The 16550-nt window shown below is 70.6% G+C and carries 15 protein-coding genes; 3 read left to right on the forward strand and 12 right to left on the reverse strand.

Annotation, left to right across the window (positions count from 1 at the left end):
• Positions 1-112: 112 nt before the first annotated feature.
• Complete coding sequence (locus tag IW248_RS13790) at positions 113-589, reverse strand: winged helix-turn-helix transcriptional regulator (RefSeq protein WP_196927302.1); 477 nt, start codon at positions 587-589, stop codon at positions 113-115.
• Between the two features lie 55 nt (positions 590-644).
• Here IW248_RS13790 and IW248_RS13795 point away from each other — a divergent pair, with 55 nt between their 5' ends.
• Complete coding sequence (locus IW248_RS13795; RefSeq protein WP_196927303.1) at positions 645-1151, forward strand: PaaI family thioesterase; 507 nt, start codon at positions 645-647, stop codon at positions 1149-1151.
• A 151-nt stretch (positions 1152-1302) separates the two neighbouring features.
• Here IW248_RS13795 and IW248_RS13800 read toward each other — a convergent pair whose 3' ends face one another.
• The 3 genes from IW248_RS13800 to IW248_RS13810 all read right to left on the reverse strand — a co-directional run bounded on the left by IW248_RS13800 (position 1303) and on the right by IW248_RS13810 (position 4426).
• Positions 1303-2244 carry an acyl-ACP desaturase gene (locus IW248_RS13800; protein ID WP_196927304.1) on the reverse strand — a complete coding sequence of 314 codons (942 nt, stop codon included), beginning with the start codon at positions 2242-2244 and terminating at the stop codon, positions 1303-1305.
• A 70-nt stretch (positions 2245-2314) separates the two neighbouring features.
• Positions 2315-3643, reverse strand: coding sequence for a histidine--tRNA ligase (hisS, locus tag IW248_RS13805; RefSeq protein ID WP_196927305.1), 1329 nt, complete (start codon positions 3641-3643; stop codon positions 2315-2317).
• 72 nt (positions 3644-3715) lie between these two features.
• On the reverse strand, positions 3716-4426 hold the full coding sequence (locus IW248_RS13810; RefSeq protein ID WP_124823030.1) for an MBL fold metallo-hydrolase: 711 nt from the start codon (positions 4424-4426) through the stop codon (positions 3716-3718).
• A gap of 271 nt (positions 4427-4697) precedes the next feature.
• On the opposite strand from IW248_RS13810, the gene IW248_RS13815 reads away from it, so the two are divergent.
• The gene (locus tag IW248_RS13815; protein WP_196927306.1) at positions 4698-5582 is read left to right on the forward strand and encodes a peptidylprolyl isomerase; all 885 of its coding nucleotides are present in this window, start codon (positions 4698-4700) and stop codon (positions 5580-5582) included.
• A gap of 58 nt (positions 5583-5640) precedes the next feature.
• Positions 5641-6483, forward strand: a complete 843-nt coding sequence (locus IW248_RS13820; RefSeq protein WP_196927307.1) for a peptidylprolyl isomerase — start codon at positions 5641-5643, stop codon at positions 6481-6483.
• Between the two features lie 94 nt (positions 6484-6577).
• On the opposite strand, the gene IW248_RS13825 is transcribed toward IW248_RS13820, so the two are convergent.
• The 8 genes from IW248_RS13825 to ruvC all read right to left on the reverse strand — a co-directional run bounded on the left by IW248_RS13825 (position 6578) and on the right by ruvC (position 15987).
• On the reverse strand, positions 6578-9100 hold the full coding sequence (locus IW248_RS13825; RefSeq protein ID WP_124823027.1) for a RelA/SpoT family protein: 2523 nt from the start codon (positions 9098-9100) through the stop codon (positions 6578-6580).
• 197 nt (positions 9101-9297) lie between these two features.
• On the reverse strand, positions 9298-9864 hold the full coding sequence (locus IW248_RS13830; protein ID WP_196927308.1) for an adenine phosphoribosyltransferase: 567 nt from the start codon (positions 9862-9864) through the stop codon (positions 9298-9300).
• A 78-nt stretch (positions 9865-9942) separates the two neighbouring features.
• Positions 9943-11139, reverse strand: a complete 1197-nt coding sequence (gene secF / locus IW248_RS13835; RefSeq protein WP_196927309.1) for a protein translocase subunit SecF — start codon at positions 11137-11139, stop codon at positions 9943-9945.
• Between the two features lies 1 nt (position 11140).
• On the reverse strand, positions 11141-13042 hold the full coding sequence (gene secD / locus IW248_RS13840; RefSeq protein WP_196927310.1) for a protein translocase subunit SecD: 1902 nt from the start codon (positions 13040-13042) through the stop codon (positions 11141-11143).
• A 276-nt stretch (positions 13043-13318) separates the two neighbouring features.
• A complete protein-coding gene (gene yajC / locus IW248_RS13845) occupies positions 13319-13675 on the reverse strand; it encodes a preprotein translocase subunit YajC (RefSeq protein WP_124823024.1) in 357 nt (118 codons plus the stop codon).
• A 121-nt stretch (positions 13676-13796) separates the two neighbouring features.
• Positions 13797-14864: a Holliday junction branch migration DNA helicase RuvB gene (gene ruvB, locus IW248_RS13850; protein ID WP_196927311.1), complete on the reverse strand. Its 1068-nt coding sequence runs from the start codon at positions 14862-14864 to the stop codon at positions 13797-13799.
• A complete protein-coding gene (gene ruvA, locus IW248_RS13855) occupies positions 14861-15463 on the reverse strand; it encodes a Holliday junction branch migration protein RuvA (RefSeq protein ID WP_196927312.1) in 603 nt (200 codons plus the stop codon). Before ruvA ends, ruvB begins: the two co-directional genes overlap by 4 nt.
• Positions 15460-15987 carry a crossover junction endodeoxyribonuclease RuvC gene (gene ruvC / locus IW248_RS13860; RefSeq protein ID WP_124777804.1) on the reverse strand — a complete coding sequence of 176 codons (528 nt, stop codon included), beginning with the start codon at positions 15985-15987 and terminating at the stop codon, positions 15460-15462. The genes ruvA and ruvC overlap by 4 nt, the downstream gene beginning before the upstream one ends.
• Positions 15988-16550: the final 563 nt, after the last annotated feature.

The following is a 16550-nucleotide window of genomic DNA, read 5'->3' on the forward strand; positions in this document are numbered from 1 at the left end:
GATGAACAGCCACCGTCACACCCAACCGAGATGCGATCCACTGTGGGCGAGCACGGTCATCGATGCGTGCCGGCGCTGGGCGGCGGAACGGCGCGGGGGTGGGCCCCGCGCGTCAGGGGGTACGGCGACGGGCGCCGGGGCCCGGACTGGGCACCACGTCACGTGGCCGGCCCACGTCGTGCCCGTCGACGCAGCGCAGTTCGGCGCGCACCTCGGCGCCGCAGTCGCGGTGGGTGACGCTGAGCGGCGGACCCTCCGCGTCGGCGAGATACCGGTCGCCCCATCCGAGGACGGCGACCAGGACCGGCCACAGATCCAGGCCCTTCTCCGTCAGCCGGTACTCGTGGCGCAGCCGACTGCCGGGCTCCCGGTACGGTTCGCGACTCAACACGCCCTGCTCCACCATGCTGGCGAGCCGGTTGGTCAGCACCTGACGCGGAATGCCGGTGCGCACCCGCATGTCGTCGAAGCGGCGTACGCCGGTGAACACCTCGCGGAGGACCACAAGCGTCCACCGCTCACCGAGGATCTCCATCGCGCGGGCGATGGTGCAGTTCTCCACTGACCAGTCCAGAGCCGCGGGTCGCATCCGCCCAGGCTAGATCTCGTTGACAGACTCAGCAACCTGCTGCCAGGCTGCGTCCATGACGCAGACGCAGGAACCAGTGCGCAGCCGTACCTTCTCCTGGGCGGACCCGTCGGTCAACGCCGCCCAGGTCGGTCAACGTGGCGGCCTCGACATGCTCCGGGCGATGATCGCCGGCGAACTGGCCGCGCCGCCGGTGATGCACCTTCTCGACATGAGCCGGATGGAAGCCGACGAGGGTCGGGTCGTCGTCGAGTTGACCCCGCAGGAGTTCCACTACAACCCGCTCGGCAGCGTCCACGGTGGCGTGCTCTCGACCCTGCTGGACACCGCCGCGGCGTGCGCCGTGCACACCACCCTGCCCGCCGGCGTCGGCTACACCTCGCTGGACCTCAACGTGAAGTTCCTCCGCCCGGTCACCGTCGACAGCGGCACCCTGCGCTGCGAGGGCACGGTGCTGCAACGCGGCCGCCGCACGGCCCTGGCCGAGGCCCGCATCACCGACGCCAGCGCCCGCCTGATAGCCCACGCCACCAGCACCTGCCTCCTCCTCCCCCTCCCCTAACCCCCGTCCCCCAACCCCCCACCAACCCCCCACCCAGTGAGTTGATCATGGGGTTGGCGGGCGATTCGAAGATCGAATGACCCGCCAACCCCATGATCAACAATGGTCAGGGTGGGGTGGGGTCAGGGTGGGGTGGGGGTGGGGGTGGGGTTTAGCGGAGGGCTAGGCGGGCGGCTCGGGCGTCGCGCTTTTCCTCGAAGCGGTTCGCGGCGCGGTCCAGGTTCTCCAGCTGGGCGGCAAGCTGCTCGCGGGCGGCCTCGCCGTCGGCGTTGAGGCCTGTCACGTTGAAGACGTCCCACTGGCGCAGGACCGGCTGCAGCACGTCGTCGCGGTGCTGGCGCAGGTCGTAGATGCCGGCCAGGGCGATCGCCACCGACTTGCGGGCGAAGCCCTCGATGCCGCTACCCGGCATCTGGAAGTCGGCCACCACGTCGGCGACGGCCCGCATGGCCTGGCTCGGGGCCAGCTCGAACGAGGCCGCGAGCAGGTTGCGGTAGAAGACCATGTGCAGGTTCTCGTCGGCGGCCACCCGGGCCAGCAGCGCCTCGCAGGCGGGGTCGCCGGTGGCCTTGCCGGTGTTGCGGTGCGAGATTCGGGTGGCCAGTTCCTGGAACGAGACGTACGCCAGTGAGTGCAGCACCTCGTCGCCGTGGGCGTTGGTGTAGCCCTCCGACATGTGCGTCATCCGGGCCCGCTCCAACGCCACCGGGTCGACCGCCCGGCTGACGGTCAGGTAGTCGCGGATCGCGACGCCGTGCCGACCCTCCTCGGCGGTCCACCTGTGCACCCAGGTGCCCCACGCGCCGTCGCGACCGAACAGGGTGGCGATCTCGTGGTGGTACGAGGGCAGGTTGTCCTCGGTCAGCAGGTTCACGATCAGCGCGGTGCGGGCCACGTCCGGGATGGTGGAGTCGGTCGGCGACCACGCCTCGCCGCCGAGCGGCCCGTCGAAGGTGCGCCCTTCGCTCCACGGCACGTACTCGTGCGGGAACCACTCCTTGGCGAGCGAGAGGTGGCGGTCCAGGTTGCGTTCGACAACCGGCTCCAACTCGACGAGCAGCGCGGTCTGACTCAGTGTGGTGCTGACGGTCACGAGAAACTCCCTACGGTGGCGTAACTTACGCTACCGTAGGTCCCCGTGGCCGTCAGCGCCAGTGGGGAACTCAACCGACCGTCGGCTTGAGGTCCGCCGACGGTGGCATCCACTCCTCGGCACCGGCCGTGACCTGCTCACCGGAGCGGATGTCCTTCACCTCGTCCGGCGCCCCGTCGGCACCCGGGAACCAGACGTACGGGATGCCCCGCCGCTCGGCGTAGCGGATCTGCTTGCCGAACTTCGCCGCGCTCGGCGAGACCTCGGTGGGGATACCGCGCCGCCGCAGCGCCGCCGCGATCCGGTCACTGGTCGGGCGGTGTTCCTCGTCGGCCAACGCCACCAGGACACAGGTGGGCACCGAACGCGAGACCGACAGCTCCCCCGCGCCGAAGAGCAGCCCGAGCAGCCGGGTGACACCGATCGAGATCCCCACCCCGGGGTACGAGACAGCGCCGGCGCTGGCCAGGTTGTCGTACCGACCGCCGGAGCAGATCGAGCCGAAGCGCTCGTAGCCGCGCAGTTGGGTCTCGTAGACGGTGCCGGTGTAGTAATCCAGACCACGGGCGATGCGCAGGTCCGCCACGCAGAGGCCGGGCGAGTGCTCGGCGGCGGTTTCCACCACCCGGACCAGCTCCTCGATGCCCTCGTCGAGCAGCGGGTCGCTCACCCCGAGCGCCCGCACGGCGTCGGCGAACGACGCGTCCGGGGCGGAGATCTCGGCCAGCGCCAGGCACGCCTTGGCCTGCGCCTCGCTCGCACCCGCGGTCTGCGCCAGCAGCTCGGCCACCTTGGCCGGGCCGATCTTGTCGAGCTTGTCCACGGCGCGCAGCACCGTCTCCGGGTCGGTCAGCCCGATGCCCCGGTAGAAACCCTCGGAGATCTTGCGGTTGTTGACCTGGATCGTCACCGGCGGGATCGGCAACGAGCGCAGCGCGTCCCCGATCACCAGGGGCATCTCGGCCTCGTGGTGCGCGGCCAGGGTGTCCCGGTCGACGATGTCGATGTCGGCCTGGACGAACTCCCGGTAGCGGCCCTCCTGCGGCCGCTCACCCCGCCACACCTTCTGGATCTGGTAGCGGCGGAACGGGAAGCTCAGCTTGCCGGCGTTCTCCAGCACGTACCGGGCGAACGGCACGGTCAGGTCGAAGTGCAGGCCGAGCTGATCGTCCGTGCCGGCGCCCTCGGCGTCGGCGTGCAGTCGCCGGATCACGTAGACCTCCTTCGAGGTCTCGCCCTTGCGCAGCAGCTGGTCCAGCGGCTCCACGGCGCGGGTCTCCAGCGGCGCGAAGCCGTACAGCTCGAAGGTGGCCCGGATCTTGTCGAGCACGAACTGCTCGATCATCCGCTGGCCGGGGGTCCACTCCGGGAAGCCGGAGATGGGCGTGGGCTTGCTCATCGGCGTACTCCTTGCGGTTCCGCGCCCGCGGCGCGGTGGTGTCGTGGGTCCGCGCGTGGCGCGGACGAAGATCTAGAGGCCCCGGGTGGGAGCGGCCGGCGACGTGCCAGCCACCTCGATGAGGTACGGGTTGCTGGCGCGCTCGCGGCCGATGGTGGTGCCGGGGCCGTGGCCGGGCAGCACGACGGTGTCGTCGGCCAGCGGAAGGATCTTGTCGCGCAGGCTGGTGAGCATGGCCGACATGCTGCCGCCCGGCAGGTCGGTGCGACCGATCGACCCGGCGAAGAGGACGTCGCCGGAGAGGCACAGCTCGTCGGCCTCCCAGCTCGACCCGGCGCCCGGCAGCCGGAACAGCACCGACCCGCCGGTATGGCCCGGGGCATGGTCGACGGCGATCTCCAGGCCGGCGAGCGTGAGGGTGGCGCCGTCGGTCAGCTCCGCCACGTCGTCGGGCTCGGTGTAGCTCAGCCGGCCGCCGAAGAGCGACGTCAGGTCGGTCGAGAGGCCCTTGGACGGGTCGGCCAGCATCTCCCGGTCACCGGGGTGCACGTACGCGGTGATGCCGCGCGCGCCGCAGACCGGCGCGACCGAGAAGGTGTGGTCGAGGTGGCCGTGGGTGAGCAGCACGGCGGCCGGATGCAGGCGGTGCTCGGCGAGCAGCGCGTCGAGCTGGTCGAGCACCCCGATGCCGGGGTCGACCACCACGCACTGCTCCCCCGGCGCGGTGGCAACCACGTAGCAGTTGGTGCCGAAGGCGTCCGCGGGAAAGCCGGCCACGAGCACGGGCGCTGTCCTTTCCGTCGAGCAGCTGTCGTCCTTGCACAGCAGCCTATCGGGCGCGCCGAGCGAGTTTGTCGCGTCCGTCCCGCGCGCCCCGTGGGGCACAGTGACAACCTCCGATAAGCGCTGCTCGGGATGGGGTGGACCTCGTACACCACATTCCCAGTCACTAGCCGTACACTCTGGCGGGCGTGAGGCGCGGCACACGTGACGCCCGGACGGGCCGGGGCGACCGGCCGCCGGCGACGACCAGGTAGAGGAAAGGGGAGCACCTGTGGCTTCCAGCAGGGACCGGCAGCGCAAACTGGCGCGGGCCAAGCTCGACCGGCAGTTGGCTCGTCGGGCCGCCTCCACGCGGCGCCGACGGCAGATCCAGGCCGGAGTTGGTGCCGCCCTGATCCTCGTGCTGGTCGTGGCCGGCTCGGCCTGGGGGCTCGGGGCGTTCGACTCCGACCCGAAGCAGAACACGGCCGCGGCGGACACCTGCCTCTGGACGCCGCAGGACGCGACGGCCAACACCAACCTCAAGGACGTCGGCACGCCGGCCACCAAGGATCTGCCCACCGACGGCACCCGCGCGATGACCGTGACCACCAACCAGGGTGCACCGATCACCGCGGAACTGAACCTGACCAACTCCCCGTGCGCGGCGGCGAGCATCGCCCACCTGGCCAGCCGGTCGTTCTACGACAACACCAAGTGCCACGAGATCACCGCCGAGGGCGCGCTGCGCTGCGGCGACCCCAGCGGCACGGGTCTCGGTGGGCCGACCTACTCGTTCTACGACGAGGAGGTGCCGACCGTGCCGTCGGCCTCACCGTCGGCCAGCCCGGCCCCCGGCCAGCCGCCCACGTACCCGAAGGGCACGGTGGCGATGATCTCCAACCCACCGGGCAGCAACGGCAGCCAGTTCCTGATGTTCTTCAAGGACTTCACCACCGCCGACCCGAAGTACCCGGTCATCGGCCGGGTGACCGGCGGGCTGGACGTGGTGGAGAAGATCGGCGCCCTCCCGACCGTGGACAATGGGACCGGGGCGAAGGTCAAGCCCAACACCGATGTGACGATCCAGAGCCTCACAGTCGGTGAGCCGGCCACCGGTGCGGCACCGGCGCCGTCGGCCTCCGGCACCCCGGCCAGCAGCCCGAGCGCCGGCTGACCGGTCGCCCCACCCAATTACTCGGCACCCAGCAGCAGATAGCCAGGAGGATCCAGGCGTGACGTCCACCAGAGAGCGGCAGCAAGCGGCGGCACGACGCGCCCGGCTCGAGAAGGAGATGGCCGAGCGCGCGGCCAAGGCCCGCAAGCGCCGGCAGACGACGGCGATCATCAGCGCGGGTGCCGCACTGGTGCTCGTGGTCGCCGGCACCGTCTGGCTGGCGGTGAGCCTCGGCGGCGACGACGACAAGTCCGGCACCACCACCGCGGCGCCCGGCGCGTCCGAGTGCGTGTACAACGCGCTGCCCACTGAGCAGCGGCCCCCGCAGATCAAGGACGTCGGGGTGCCGAGCAACCAGCAGTCCGGCACCGGCGTGCAGACCATGACGATCGACACGAACCTCGGCCCGATCACCGCCAAGGTCGACCGGTCGCTGGTGCCGTGCACGGCGGGCAGCTTCACCCACCTCGCGGAGAAGAACTTCTTCGACAACACCAAGTGCCACCGCCTCGTGACCGAGGGCATCAAGGTGTTGCAGTGCGGTGACCCCAGCGCCACCGGCAACGGCTGGCGCCCCACCGACGGTCAGGGCGGCCCGAGCTACCGCCTGCCCGAGGAGAACCTGCCCACCGACAAGCGCCCGCCGTACCCGGAGGGTGTCATCGCGATGGCCAACTCCGGCCAGCCGGGCAGCACCGGCAGCCAGTTCTTCATCGTCTACGGCGACTCGCCGCTGGACCCGGCCTACACGGTGCTGGGCTCCATCACCGGCGGTCTGGACCTCGTCAAGGACGTGGCCAAGGCCGGCGACGACGGCGCGTTCGCCCAGCAGGCCGGCGGCGGCCACCCGAAGAAGGAGGTCATCATCAAGGACCTCACGATGAGCAACCCGCAGGGCTGACCCCCGCGCGCACGACGAAGCGCCCGCCGGCTGAGCCGGCGGGCGCTGTCGTTTCCGGGGTACGCGTCGAGCCCCGCGACCGATCAGGTGGGCGTCAGGCGCCGGAGGTGACCCGGTAGGCGTCGAAGACGCCGTCGACCTTGCGGACCGTGGCCAGCAGGTGGCCCAGGTGCTTCGGGTCGGCCATCTCGAAGCTGAACCGGCTCACCGCCACCCGGTCGCGGGTGGTGGTGACGGTGGCGGAGAGGATGTTGACCCGCTCCTCGGAGAGCACCCGGGTGACGTCGGCCAGCAGCTTGTGCCGGTCGAGGGCCTCGACCTGGATGGCCACCAGGAACGTCGAGGCGGAGGTGAGCTTCCAACTCACCTCGACGACCCGCTCGCTCTGCGCCCGCAGGTCCTCGGCGTTGGCGCAGTCGTCACGGTGCACGCTCACCCCGCCGGAGCGGGTGACGAAGCCGAACACCGAGTCCGGTGGGACCGGGGTGCAGCAGCGAGCCAGCTTGATCCAGACGTCACTGACGCCCCGGACCACCACGCCCGGGTCGGCGCTGCTCTGCCGGCTGCGCGGCGGCCGGGTGGCGACGGCGGTCTCGGCGATGTCCTCCGCCGCGCCCTCCTCGCCGCCGTACGCGGCCATCAGCTTCTGCACCACCGACTGCGCGGAGACCTGGCTGTCGCCGACCGCGGCGTAGAGCGAGGCCACGTCGGCCAGGTGCAGGTCGCGGGCGATCGACATCAGCGCGTCGGAGGTGAGCATCCGCTGCAACGGCATGCCCTGCTTGCGCATCGCCTTGACGATCGCGTCCTTGCCGGCCTCGATCGCCTCCTCGCGCCGCTCCTTGTTGAAGTACTGCCGGATCTTCGTCCGTGCGCGGGGGCTCTTGACGAAGCCCAGCCAGTCTTGCGTCGGGCCGGCCGTCTCGGACTTCGACGTGAAGATCTCGATCACGTCGCCGTTGGACAGCGTCGACTCCAGAGGCACCAGCTTGCCGTTGACCCGTGCCCCGATGCACTTGTGCCCCACCTCGGTGTGCACCGCGTACGAGAAGTCCACAGGCGTCGACCCGGTCGGCAGCGGGATGACGTCACCCTTCGGGGTGAAGACGTACACCTCCTGGCTGGACAGGTCGAAGCGCAGCGCGTCCAGGAACTCGCTCGGGTCGGCCGCCTCGCGCTGCCAGTCGAGCAGCTGCCGCAGCCAGGTCATCTCGTCGATGTGCGCGGGCGGGCCGACGATCTGGGTGCCCTTGTGCTCCTTGTACTTCCAGTGCGCGGCGATGCCGAACTCGGCGGTGCGGTGCATCGCGTACGTGCGGATCTGCATCTCCACCGGCTTGCCGGTGGGCCCGATGACAGTCGTGTGCAACGACTGGTACATGTTGAACTTGGGCATCGCGATGTAGTCCTTGAACCGACCCGGCACCGGCTGCCAGTTGGCGTGGATGACGCCCAGCGCCGCGTAGCAGTCGCGAACCGTGTCGACCAGGATGCGCACGCCGACCAGGTCGTAGATGTCGTTGAAGTCGCGACCCCGCACGATCATCTTCTGGTAGATCGAGTAGAGGTGCTTCGGCCGCCCGGTGGTCTCCGCCTTGATCTTGGCGGCCTTCAGGTCGGTGCCGACCTTCTGCGTCACCTGCCGCAACAGCGACTCGCGCTGCGGCTGGTGCTCCCCGATCAGCCGGTTGATCTCCTCGTAGCGCTTCGGGAACAGCGTGCCGAAGGACAGATCCTCCAGCTCCCACTTGATCGTGTTCATACCGAGCCGGTGCGCGAGGGGCGCCAGGATCTCCAGCGTCTCCTTGGCCTTCTGCTCCTGCTTGGGGCGGGGCAGGAAGGTCAGGGTACGCATGTTGTGCAGCCGGTCGGCCAGCTTGATCACCAACACCCGCGGGTCCTTGGCCATGGCCACGACCATCTTGCGGATCGTCTCGGCCTTGGCCGCGTCGCCCAGCTTGACCTTGTCGAGCTTGGTGACGCCGTCGACCAGCAGGGCGACCTCACCACCGAAGTCGGCACGCATCTGGTCGAGGGTGTACTCGGTGTCCTCGATGGTGTCGTGCAGCAGCGCGGCGACGAGCGTGGTGGTGTCCATCCCCAGGTTGCCGAGGATCGTCGCCACCGCGAGCGGGTGGGTGATGTAGGGGTCGCCGGACTTGCGGTACTGCCCGGAGTGCCACCGGGCGGCCGTGTCGAAGGCGCGCTGGAGCAGCCGGGCGTCCGCCTTGGGGTGGTTGTCCCGGTGGCTCGCGATGAGCGGCTCCAGCACCTCGCTGACCTGAGAGGTCTGCCAGGGCGCGTTGAACCGGGCCAACCGGGCCCTGACCCGCCGACCGGTGGGCGCGTTGGACAGCCCGAAGCCACCGCTTGGTGACGGGTCGACACCGGCGTCGGTCGGGAACGGCACCACGACGCCATCGGCGCCGGGGGACGCCTCGGCACTCGGCGGGCCGCTGGTCGGACGCACCGCGCTCTCGCCGGAGGCCCTGCCGGAGCCGTTGCCGGTGCCCGTCACCCGGGCCGGCGCGTCGCCTGTCCGGTCGGTCACCGAGCCGTCAGCGTCGCCTGTCGGGTGCACCGTGCCCTCCGCCGGAGGGACGACATCGTGGGACACCGGCCTCCTCACCGCTCGCCGGAAACACGCCGACCGAACATCGGCCGACCTGGTCTCGCCCGCCGGACGGGTTACCGCCGGCGTCAGCAAAGGGCAATGCTACCCGCACGGACGGTCCCCTGCCGCTCCGCCGGACGGTCGGCGCCGGGTCCGTCCGACGGGTCGGGGATCAAACGGTCAACAGAGTCTCGACCGGCTCAAACGGTCAGCAGGGCGTGTACGGGACGTGGTGCCAGTCGCTCACGCCCGCCCAGGAAACCGAGCTCCAGCAGCACGGTGAAGCCGGTGACGGTGCCGCCGGCCCGCTCGACCAGGTCCAGTGTCGCCTCGGCGGTGCCACCGGTGGCCAGCACGTCGTCGACCACCAGCACCCGGTGCCCGGCGGTGAAGGCGTCCTCGTGCACTTCCAGGGTGGCCTCGCCGTACTCCAGCGCGTAGGAGACCGAGTGCGCCGGGCGGGGCAGCTTGCCGGCCTTGCGCACCGGCACCACGCCCACCCCGGTCGCGTACGCGATGGCCGCCGCGACGACGAACCCACGCGCCTCGATGCCGACCACCACGTCGAAGCTGTCCCGCCCGTGGTACGCGATGACCTCGTCGATCACCTCACGGAAGACCTTGCCGTCGGCGAACAGTGGCATCAGGTCCTTGAACAGGACGCCGGGCTTGGGAAAGTCGGGCACGTCCAGCACCCGGCTGGCAACCAGTCGGGCGACCTCCGGGCCACTGTCCCCGCGCGCTGCGGTGCTGTGCGTCTCCGTCACGGCTGTTTCGCTCTCCTTCGACGACGAACGGCGTCCGGCAACAGCATGCCGGACGCCGTTCGGGTGTTTCCTGTCGGGTCAGCGCCGCTTGGCGCCACCCGGCCGGTTGCCGCCGCCACCCGGGCGACCGCCCCGGGCGCCGGTGGCCCGCTTGCCCGCCGGGCGAGCGCCCACCTTGGGGGCGGCACCGGCCAACGCGGCGGCGTCCTGGTCGACCGGCTCGTCGGTCGCGTCGGCCTGGTCCACCGGACCGGCGGCACCCTTACCGGTGACCTCGCCGCGGCTGACCGCGCCCCGCCGGGTCAGGACGCGCTTGTTGTGCGCCTGGATCCGCGGGTCGTAGTTCTTCAGCAGCGCCAGCAGCGGGGTGGCCACCAGGATGGAGGTCAGGAACGCCACAGCCATACCGACGAACAGCACCAGACCGAGGTCCTTCAGCGTGCCGGCGCCGAGCAGGCCGGCACCGATGAAGAGCAGACCGCCTACCGGCAGCAGGGCGACCACCGAGGTGTTCAACGACCGCATCAGGCTCTGGTTGACGGCCAGGTTGGACGCCTCGGCGTACGTCTGGTTGTTGTTGGCGGTGATGCCCCGGGTGTTCTCCTGGACCTTGTCGAAGACCACCACCACGTCGTAGAGCGCGAAGCCCAGGATCGTCAGGAAGCCGATGATCGTCGACGGGGTGACCTCGAAGCCGACAAGCGAGTAGATGCCGGCGGTGAGGATCAGGTTCGTGATCAGCGAGGCGACCGCAGCCACGGCCATCCGCCACTCGAAGCGCAGGATCAGGTAGACCATCACCAGCGCGATGAAGATGACCAGACCGAGCACCGCCCGCTCGGTCACCTGGCTGCCCCAGGCCTCACTGACCTGGTTGCTGCTGATCTGGTCGGCGTTGATGCCGAGGTCCTCGGCGATCTGGGCCTTGACCGCGTTGGCCTGCTCGACGGTGAGCTGCGGCGTGCGCAGCTCGTAGGAGTCGCCGCCCGTGCCGCCGACCTTCTGCGTGGTGGCCACCGTGACGCCGGTGTTCTCGGCGGCGAGGGCCGAGTTGACCTCCCGCTCGGCGTCGTCCAGGGTGCCGACGCTTGCCGGCACCTGGAACGAGTTACCGCCGGCAAACTCGATGCCCAGGCTGAACCCACGGATCGAGAAGCTGAGGATCGCGATCAGGACCAGGACCCCGGCGACGCCGAACCAGAGCTTGCGCCGGCCGACGATGTTGAGACCGGCCTCGCCGTTGTAGAGGCGGCTCGCCAGACCGTTTTCAGCCATCTCAGGCCTCCTTGGCGCGCGGGTTGCGGGGCTGAGTCGGCTGGTTGCGGGCCGGCAGTGCCCGGCCCAGACCGCTGACCCGCGGGGACAGGAACGCCCGGGTCCGGGCGAACATCGTCATGATCGGGTGCCGGAAGAGGAAGACCACCACCAGGTCGAGCACGGTGGCCAGGCCGAGCGCGAACGCGAAGCCCTTGACCGTGCCGACCGAGACCACGTAGAGCACCACTGCGGAGAGCAGGGTGATCGCGTTGGCCGAGATGATCGTCCGACGGGCCCGGATCCAGGCGCGGGGCACCGCGCTACGCGGACTGCGCCCCTCCCGGATCTCGTCTTTCAGTCGTTCGAAGTAGATGACGAACGAGTCCGCCGCCACACCGAGCGAGACGATCATTCCGGCGATGCCGGCGAGGGTGAGCGTGAAGCCGATCTGCCGGCCGAGCACCACGAGCGCGCCGAAGACCAGCAGCGCGGAGAGGATGAGGCTCAGGAAGATCACCGAGCCGAGCAGCCGGTAGTAGAAGAACGCGTAGACGATGACCAGCAGCATGCCGATGCCCGCGGCGAGCAGACCGGCGCGCAGGTGGCTGGCACCCAGCGTGGCAGTGACGTTCTGCGCCTCCTGCTGCTCGAAGGTCACCGGCAGCGCGCCGTAGCGGAGCTGGCCGGCGAGGGTGCTGGCGTCCTTCTGGGTGAAGGTGCCGGTGATCTGGGAGTTGCCGGTCAGCACGCCCTGGATCTCCGGGGAGGAGACGATCTCGTTGTCCAGGACGACGGCCACCCGGCACTTGCCGTCCTGACCCAGCGCGGTCGCGTCGCAGGCCTGGCCCTCGTTGTTGAACGCCTCACGAGTCAGCGAGGTCCACTTGCCCTGGCCGTCGCCGGTGAAGTCCAGGCTGACCACCCAGGCGTTGGTCTGGTCGAGCACCGCGTCGGCGTCGGACACGTCGGTGCCCAGCACCTTGGCCTTGTCGAGCAGGTACTTCGACGCGCCGTCCTCGCAGGACACCACCTGCTGGTTGGCGTCGGAGATCGACGCCGGGGGGCGCTGGTCGAGCTGCGTACAGCCGATCGTCGGCACGTTGAACTGCATCTGCGCCGGGAGCACCGCGATCTCCTGCGGAGACAGCGTGCCGAACGGCTTGAGCTTCTCGGCCAGCGACGGGTCGGCGGTCAGGTCGGCCGGGGCCTGCAGCCCGTTGGCGGCCTGCCACGCGGCTGCGCCGATCTTCTGCTCGACGGCCTTGCGCTGCTCCTCGATGCTGGCCGGCACCGGCTCGGCGCTGGCGCTGGGCGCGGCGGCGCTCGGCGAGGCCGTGGCGGACGCGGAGGGGGTAGGCGTGGCGCTGGGCGACGCCGGGGCCATTCCGCCCTGACCGCCGCTGGGCGACGAGGTCACCTTCGGCGAGGCGCTGCCCGTCGGGGTCGGCGTCGCGCTGCCGGTCGGGGCGGCGCTGCCGGACGGGACCGGCGTGGCGGCGGGCGGCGCCTCGGCCACGCCACTGCCGGAGGCGGCCTTGAGCACCTTGCGGAAGCGCAGCTCGGCCGCGCTGCCCACGTCGGTGAGATCCCGGTTCTCACCGGGCAGGGAGATGACGATGTTGCGGTTGCCCTCGGTGACCACCTCGGCCTCGGCCACGCCGAACGCGTTGACCCGGCTCTCGATGATCTCGCGGGCCTCCTCGAGGTTCTCCGCCGTCGGGGGCTTGCCGTCGACGCTGTTGGTCGCCTCCAGTGTCACCCGCGTGCCGCCGATGAGGTCCAGGCCGAGCTTGGGCTCGAGCCGGTCCTTCCAACTGCCGCTGGCGCCAGCGAAGAACACCAAAAGATAGAGGACCACGAAGATGAACCCGAGCACGGCGAGCTGCCGCCCGGGGCGCATCTGTCCCTGAGGTGGTGCCACGGCTGTCCTGTCTCCCTGTACGGTCGCGCCGCTGTCGCAGCGGCGGCGGTGTCGGGCCGGGGGTCCCGCCCGACGGGGTCTGCCTTGAGCCGACGGAATGCCGACACGAGGACCGGGCACCCCGGCGCGGAACGCCGACGGTCACGGGAACGTGCCGACGCCCGGCGTCGACCCAACTATCCAGTTTTCACGTCTCGCCCGCTGCCCCGTTCGGGCGCGACGACCCGGAAGTCGGCCGACCGGCCGTACGCCGGACTCGCCGCTCCCGGGGGAGGATCACTCCTTGACGGTGTCCGCGTCCTCGGTGACCGGCTCGCTCGGCAGCTCCGCGCGGGTGACCACCCGCGCGATGGCCGGGCGGGCGTAGCGGGTCTGCACGCCCGGTGCGACCTCGATCAGGACGGTGTCGTCCTCGATGCCGGTGACCGTGCCGTAGAGCCCACCGATGGTCACGACCTCATCGCCGGGCCCGAGGTTGGACTGCATCGACTCCGCCTCTTTGCGGCGCTTCTGCTGGGGCCGGATCATCATGAAGTACATGACACCGAAGAGCAGGGCGATCATCAGGATCGGCGTGATACCGCCGGCCCCGCCACCCGCTGCTGCGTAATGCACGGTTACTGACCTTCCCATTGGCCACCTGCCCGGCACGAGGGTGCCGGAGCGGAGGCGGATTCTCACGTCCTGTACAGACCGCGGCGAAGTCTAAACCCTGCACCTGAGAACGCCGAATGCGGCACAGATCACGTTCACATCACGGCTGATCGACATCCAAGGAGAACAAGTCGGGCACAGGTGGACTATCCATACCAAATGTACCATTCGGCGGTGTGCGCCCCAGATGGCGCCAGGCGCCCTCGGTCGCCACCCGACCCCTGGGCGTACGGGCCAACAGGCCGGCCCGCACCAGGAACGGCTCGCACACCTCCTCCACCGTGTCCGGCTGCTCCCCCACCGCCACGGCGAGGGTGGACAACCCGACCGGGCCGCCCCGGAACGAGTCGACCAACGCGGTCAACACCGCACGGTCCAGCCGGTCCAGGCCGAGCGCGTCCACGTCGTACACGATCAGGGCCGCACGGGCGGTGTCGAGATCGACCACCCCGTCCGCCCGAACCTCGGCGTAGTCGCGGACCCGGCGCAGCAGCCGGTTGGCGATCCGGGGAGTGCCCCGGGACCGACCGGCGATCTCGGTCGCACCCTCGGGGGTGATCGGCACACCCAGGATCCGCGCCGAACGGTGCAGCAGCGTCTCCAGATCCGCCGGAGCGTAGAAGTCGAGGTGCGCGACGAAGCCGAACCGGTCCCGCATCGGCCCGGTCAACAGGCCCGAGCGGGTCGTCGCGCCGACCAGGGTGAACGGCTCGACGTCCAGCGGAATCGCCGTCGCCCCCGGGCCCTTGCCCACCACGACGTCGACCCGGAAGTCCTCCATCGCGCTGTACAGCAACTCCTCGGCCGGCCGCGCGATCCGATGGATCTCGTCGATGAAGAGCACGTCGCCCTCGGCCAGGCTGGTCAGGATCGCCGCCAGATCACCAGAACGCTCGATCGCCGGACCGCTCGTCACCCGGATGCCCGCGCCCAGCTCGGCGGCGACGATGTTGGCAAGGCTCGTCTTACCCAACCCGGGTGGGCCGGAGAGCAGGATGTGATCCGGTGGCGACCCCCGCCGCATGGCCCCCTGCAACAACAGGTCGAGCTGGTCGCGCACGCGGTCCTGGGCGATGAACTCGGCCAGCCGCTTCGGCCGCACCGTGGCCTCCGCGTCCAGGTCGGCGTCGCTGACGTACGCCGACACGAGCCCCTCGGTCTCGCTCATCGGGTGCGGCCCAGCAGGCGGATGGCCTGCTTGAGCAGGACCGGCACCGGCGGCGTCGGGCCGTCGATGGTCTCCGCGACGGCGGCCACCGCCTGATCGGCCTGACCGGCGGACCAGCCCAGGCCGACGAGCGCCTGCCGGACCTGGTCGGGCCAGGCGCCAGCGGTCACCCCGCCCACGCCGTCGGCGCCGATCGGCACCGGGCCGATCCGGTCACGCAGCTCCAGCACCAGGCGTTCCGCACCCTTCTTGCCGATCCCGGGTACGCGGGTCAGGGCGGCCGTGTCGGCGTTGGCGATCGCCTTGCGTACCGCGTCGGGGGTGTGCACCGCCAGCACCGCCTGGGCCATCCGCGGGCCAACCCCGCTGGCGGTCTGGAGCAGCTCGAACAGCGACTTGGCGTCGTCGTCGGCGAAGCCGTAGAGGGTCAGCGAGTCTTCCCGCACGATCAAGCTGGTGGCGAGCCGGGCGACCTGGCCGACCCGCAGCTCCGCGAGGGTCCCCGGGGCGCAGTGCACGGCGAGCCCCACCCCGCCGACCTCGATCACGGCCTGGTCCGGACCCGTCGCGGTCACCGTGCCGCGCACGCTGGCGATCATCGCGTTCCTCCTCGTCGTGCCCGGTCGGCCGCGGCGGCCAGCTTGGAACGGGTCCCGCCGCGCCACACGTGACAGATGGCCAGGGCCAGCGCGTCGGCGGCGTCCGCCGGCTTCGGCGGCTCGGCCAGCCGCAACAGCCGGGTCACCATGGCGGTCATCTGCGCCTTGTCGGCCTGACCGGAACCGGTGACCGCCGCCTTCACCTCGCTCGGCGTGTACGTCTGCACCGGCAACCCGGCCCGCGCCCCGGCCAGCACGGCGATTCCACTGGCCTGCGCGGTGCCCATCACGGTGCGGACGTTGTGCTGGCTGAACACCCGCTCGACGGCGACGCTCTCCGGTTCGTGCTTGGCGACCAGCTCGGTCAGCGACCGGTCCAGGTGCAACAGGCGCAGCGCCAGGTCGTCGGCCGGGTCGGTGTAGACCACGTAGTAGGCGACAAGTGTGCAGGGCCGGCCGGGCACACCCTCGACGACGCCCACCCCACACCGGGTCAACCCCGGATCGACACCGAGCACGCGCACGCCGCCCCCTCCCCGACCGTCAGCAGTACGTGTGTTCGACACTAACCGGCGTGCTTCCCACCAGCCCCACGGGACACGCCCTCCGCGCTCCACCCCCCGCCCCGGCCCCGCGCCCCGGGCCCCCGCACCAAGATCCGAGCAACTTCCCGGATGTTGCTGCCTCCGGCGCGGATGAGACAGCAGCATCCCTGATGTTGCGCGGATCTTGAGGACGAACTCGGTTGCTGAGAGCGCGGGAGCGAGGTCCGGGGCACGCGCAGCCGTCAAGGTCACGCTCGAACCCGGTTGTAGTGGGCACGAGGCGCCTGGATGCCACTACAACCTGGATACTGCGCGATCTTGACGGCCGCGAGCCACGGCGGGACCGGAAAGGAACTGGCGGCGGGGCGGACGCGGGCGGCGCGCGCGGCACGGCACGGCGCGGCACGGGAGGGGCGGCGAGCGCGGCAGGCGGCGGGATGGGGTGGGAGCGGGCGGCGGGGGCGGGTGGGGCCACACAGCTTTGGTACGGAGTATGTGTCGCTGGCCCATGTGCCGGGGAGCACACAGCTCGTAACTTCTTG

The sequence above is a fragment of the Micromonospora ureilytica genome (assembly GCF_015751765.1).
GTDB classification, from domain to species: Bacteria; Actinomycetota; Actinomycetes; order Mycobacteriales; family Micromonosporaceae; genus Micromonospora; species Micromonospora ureilytica.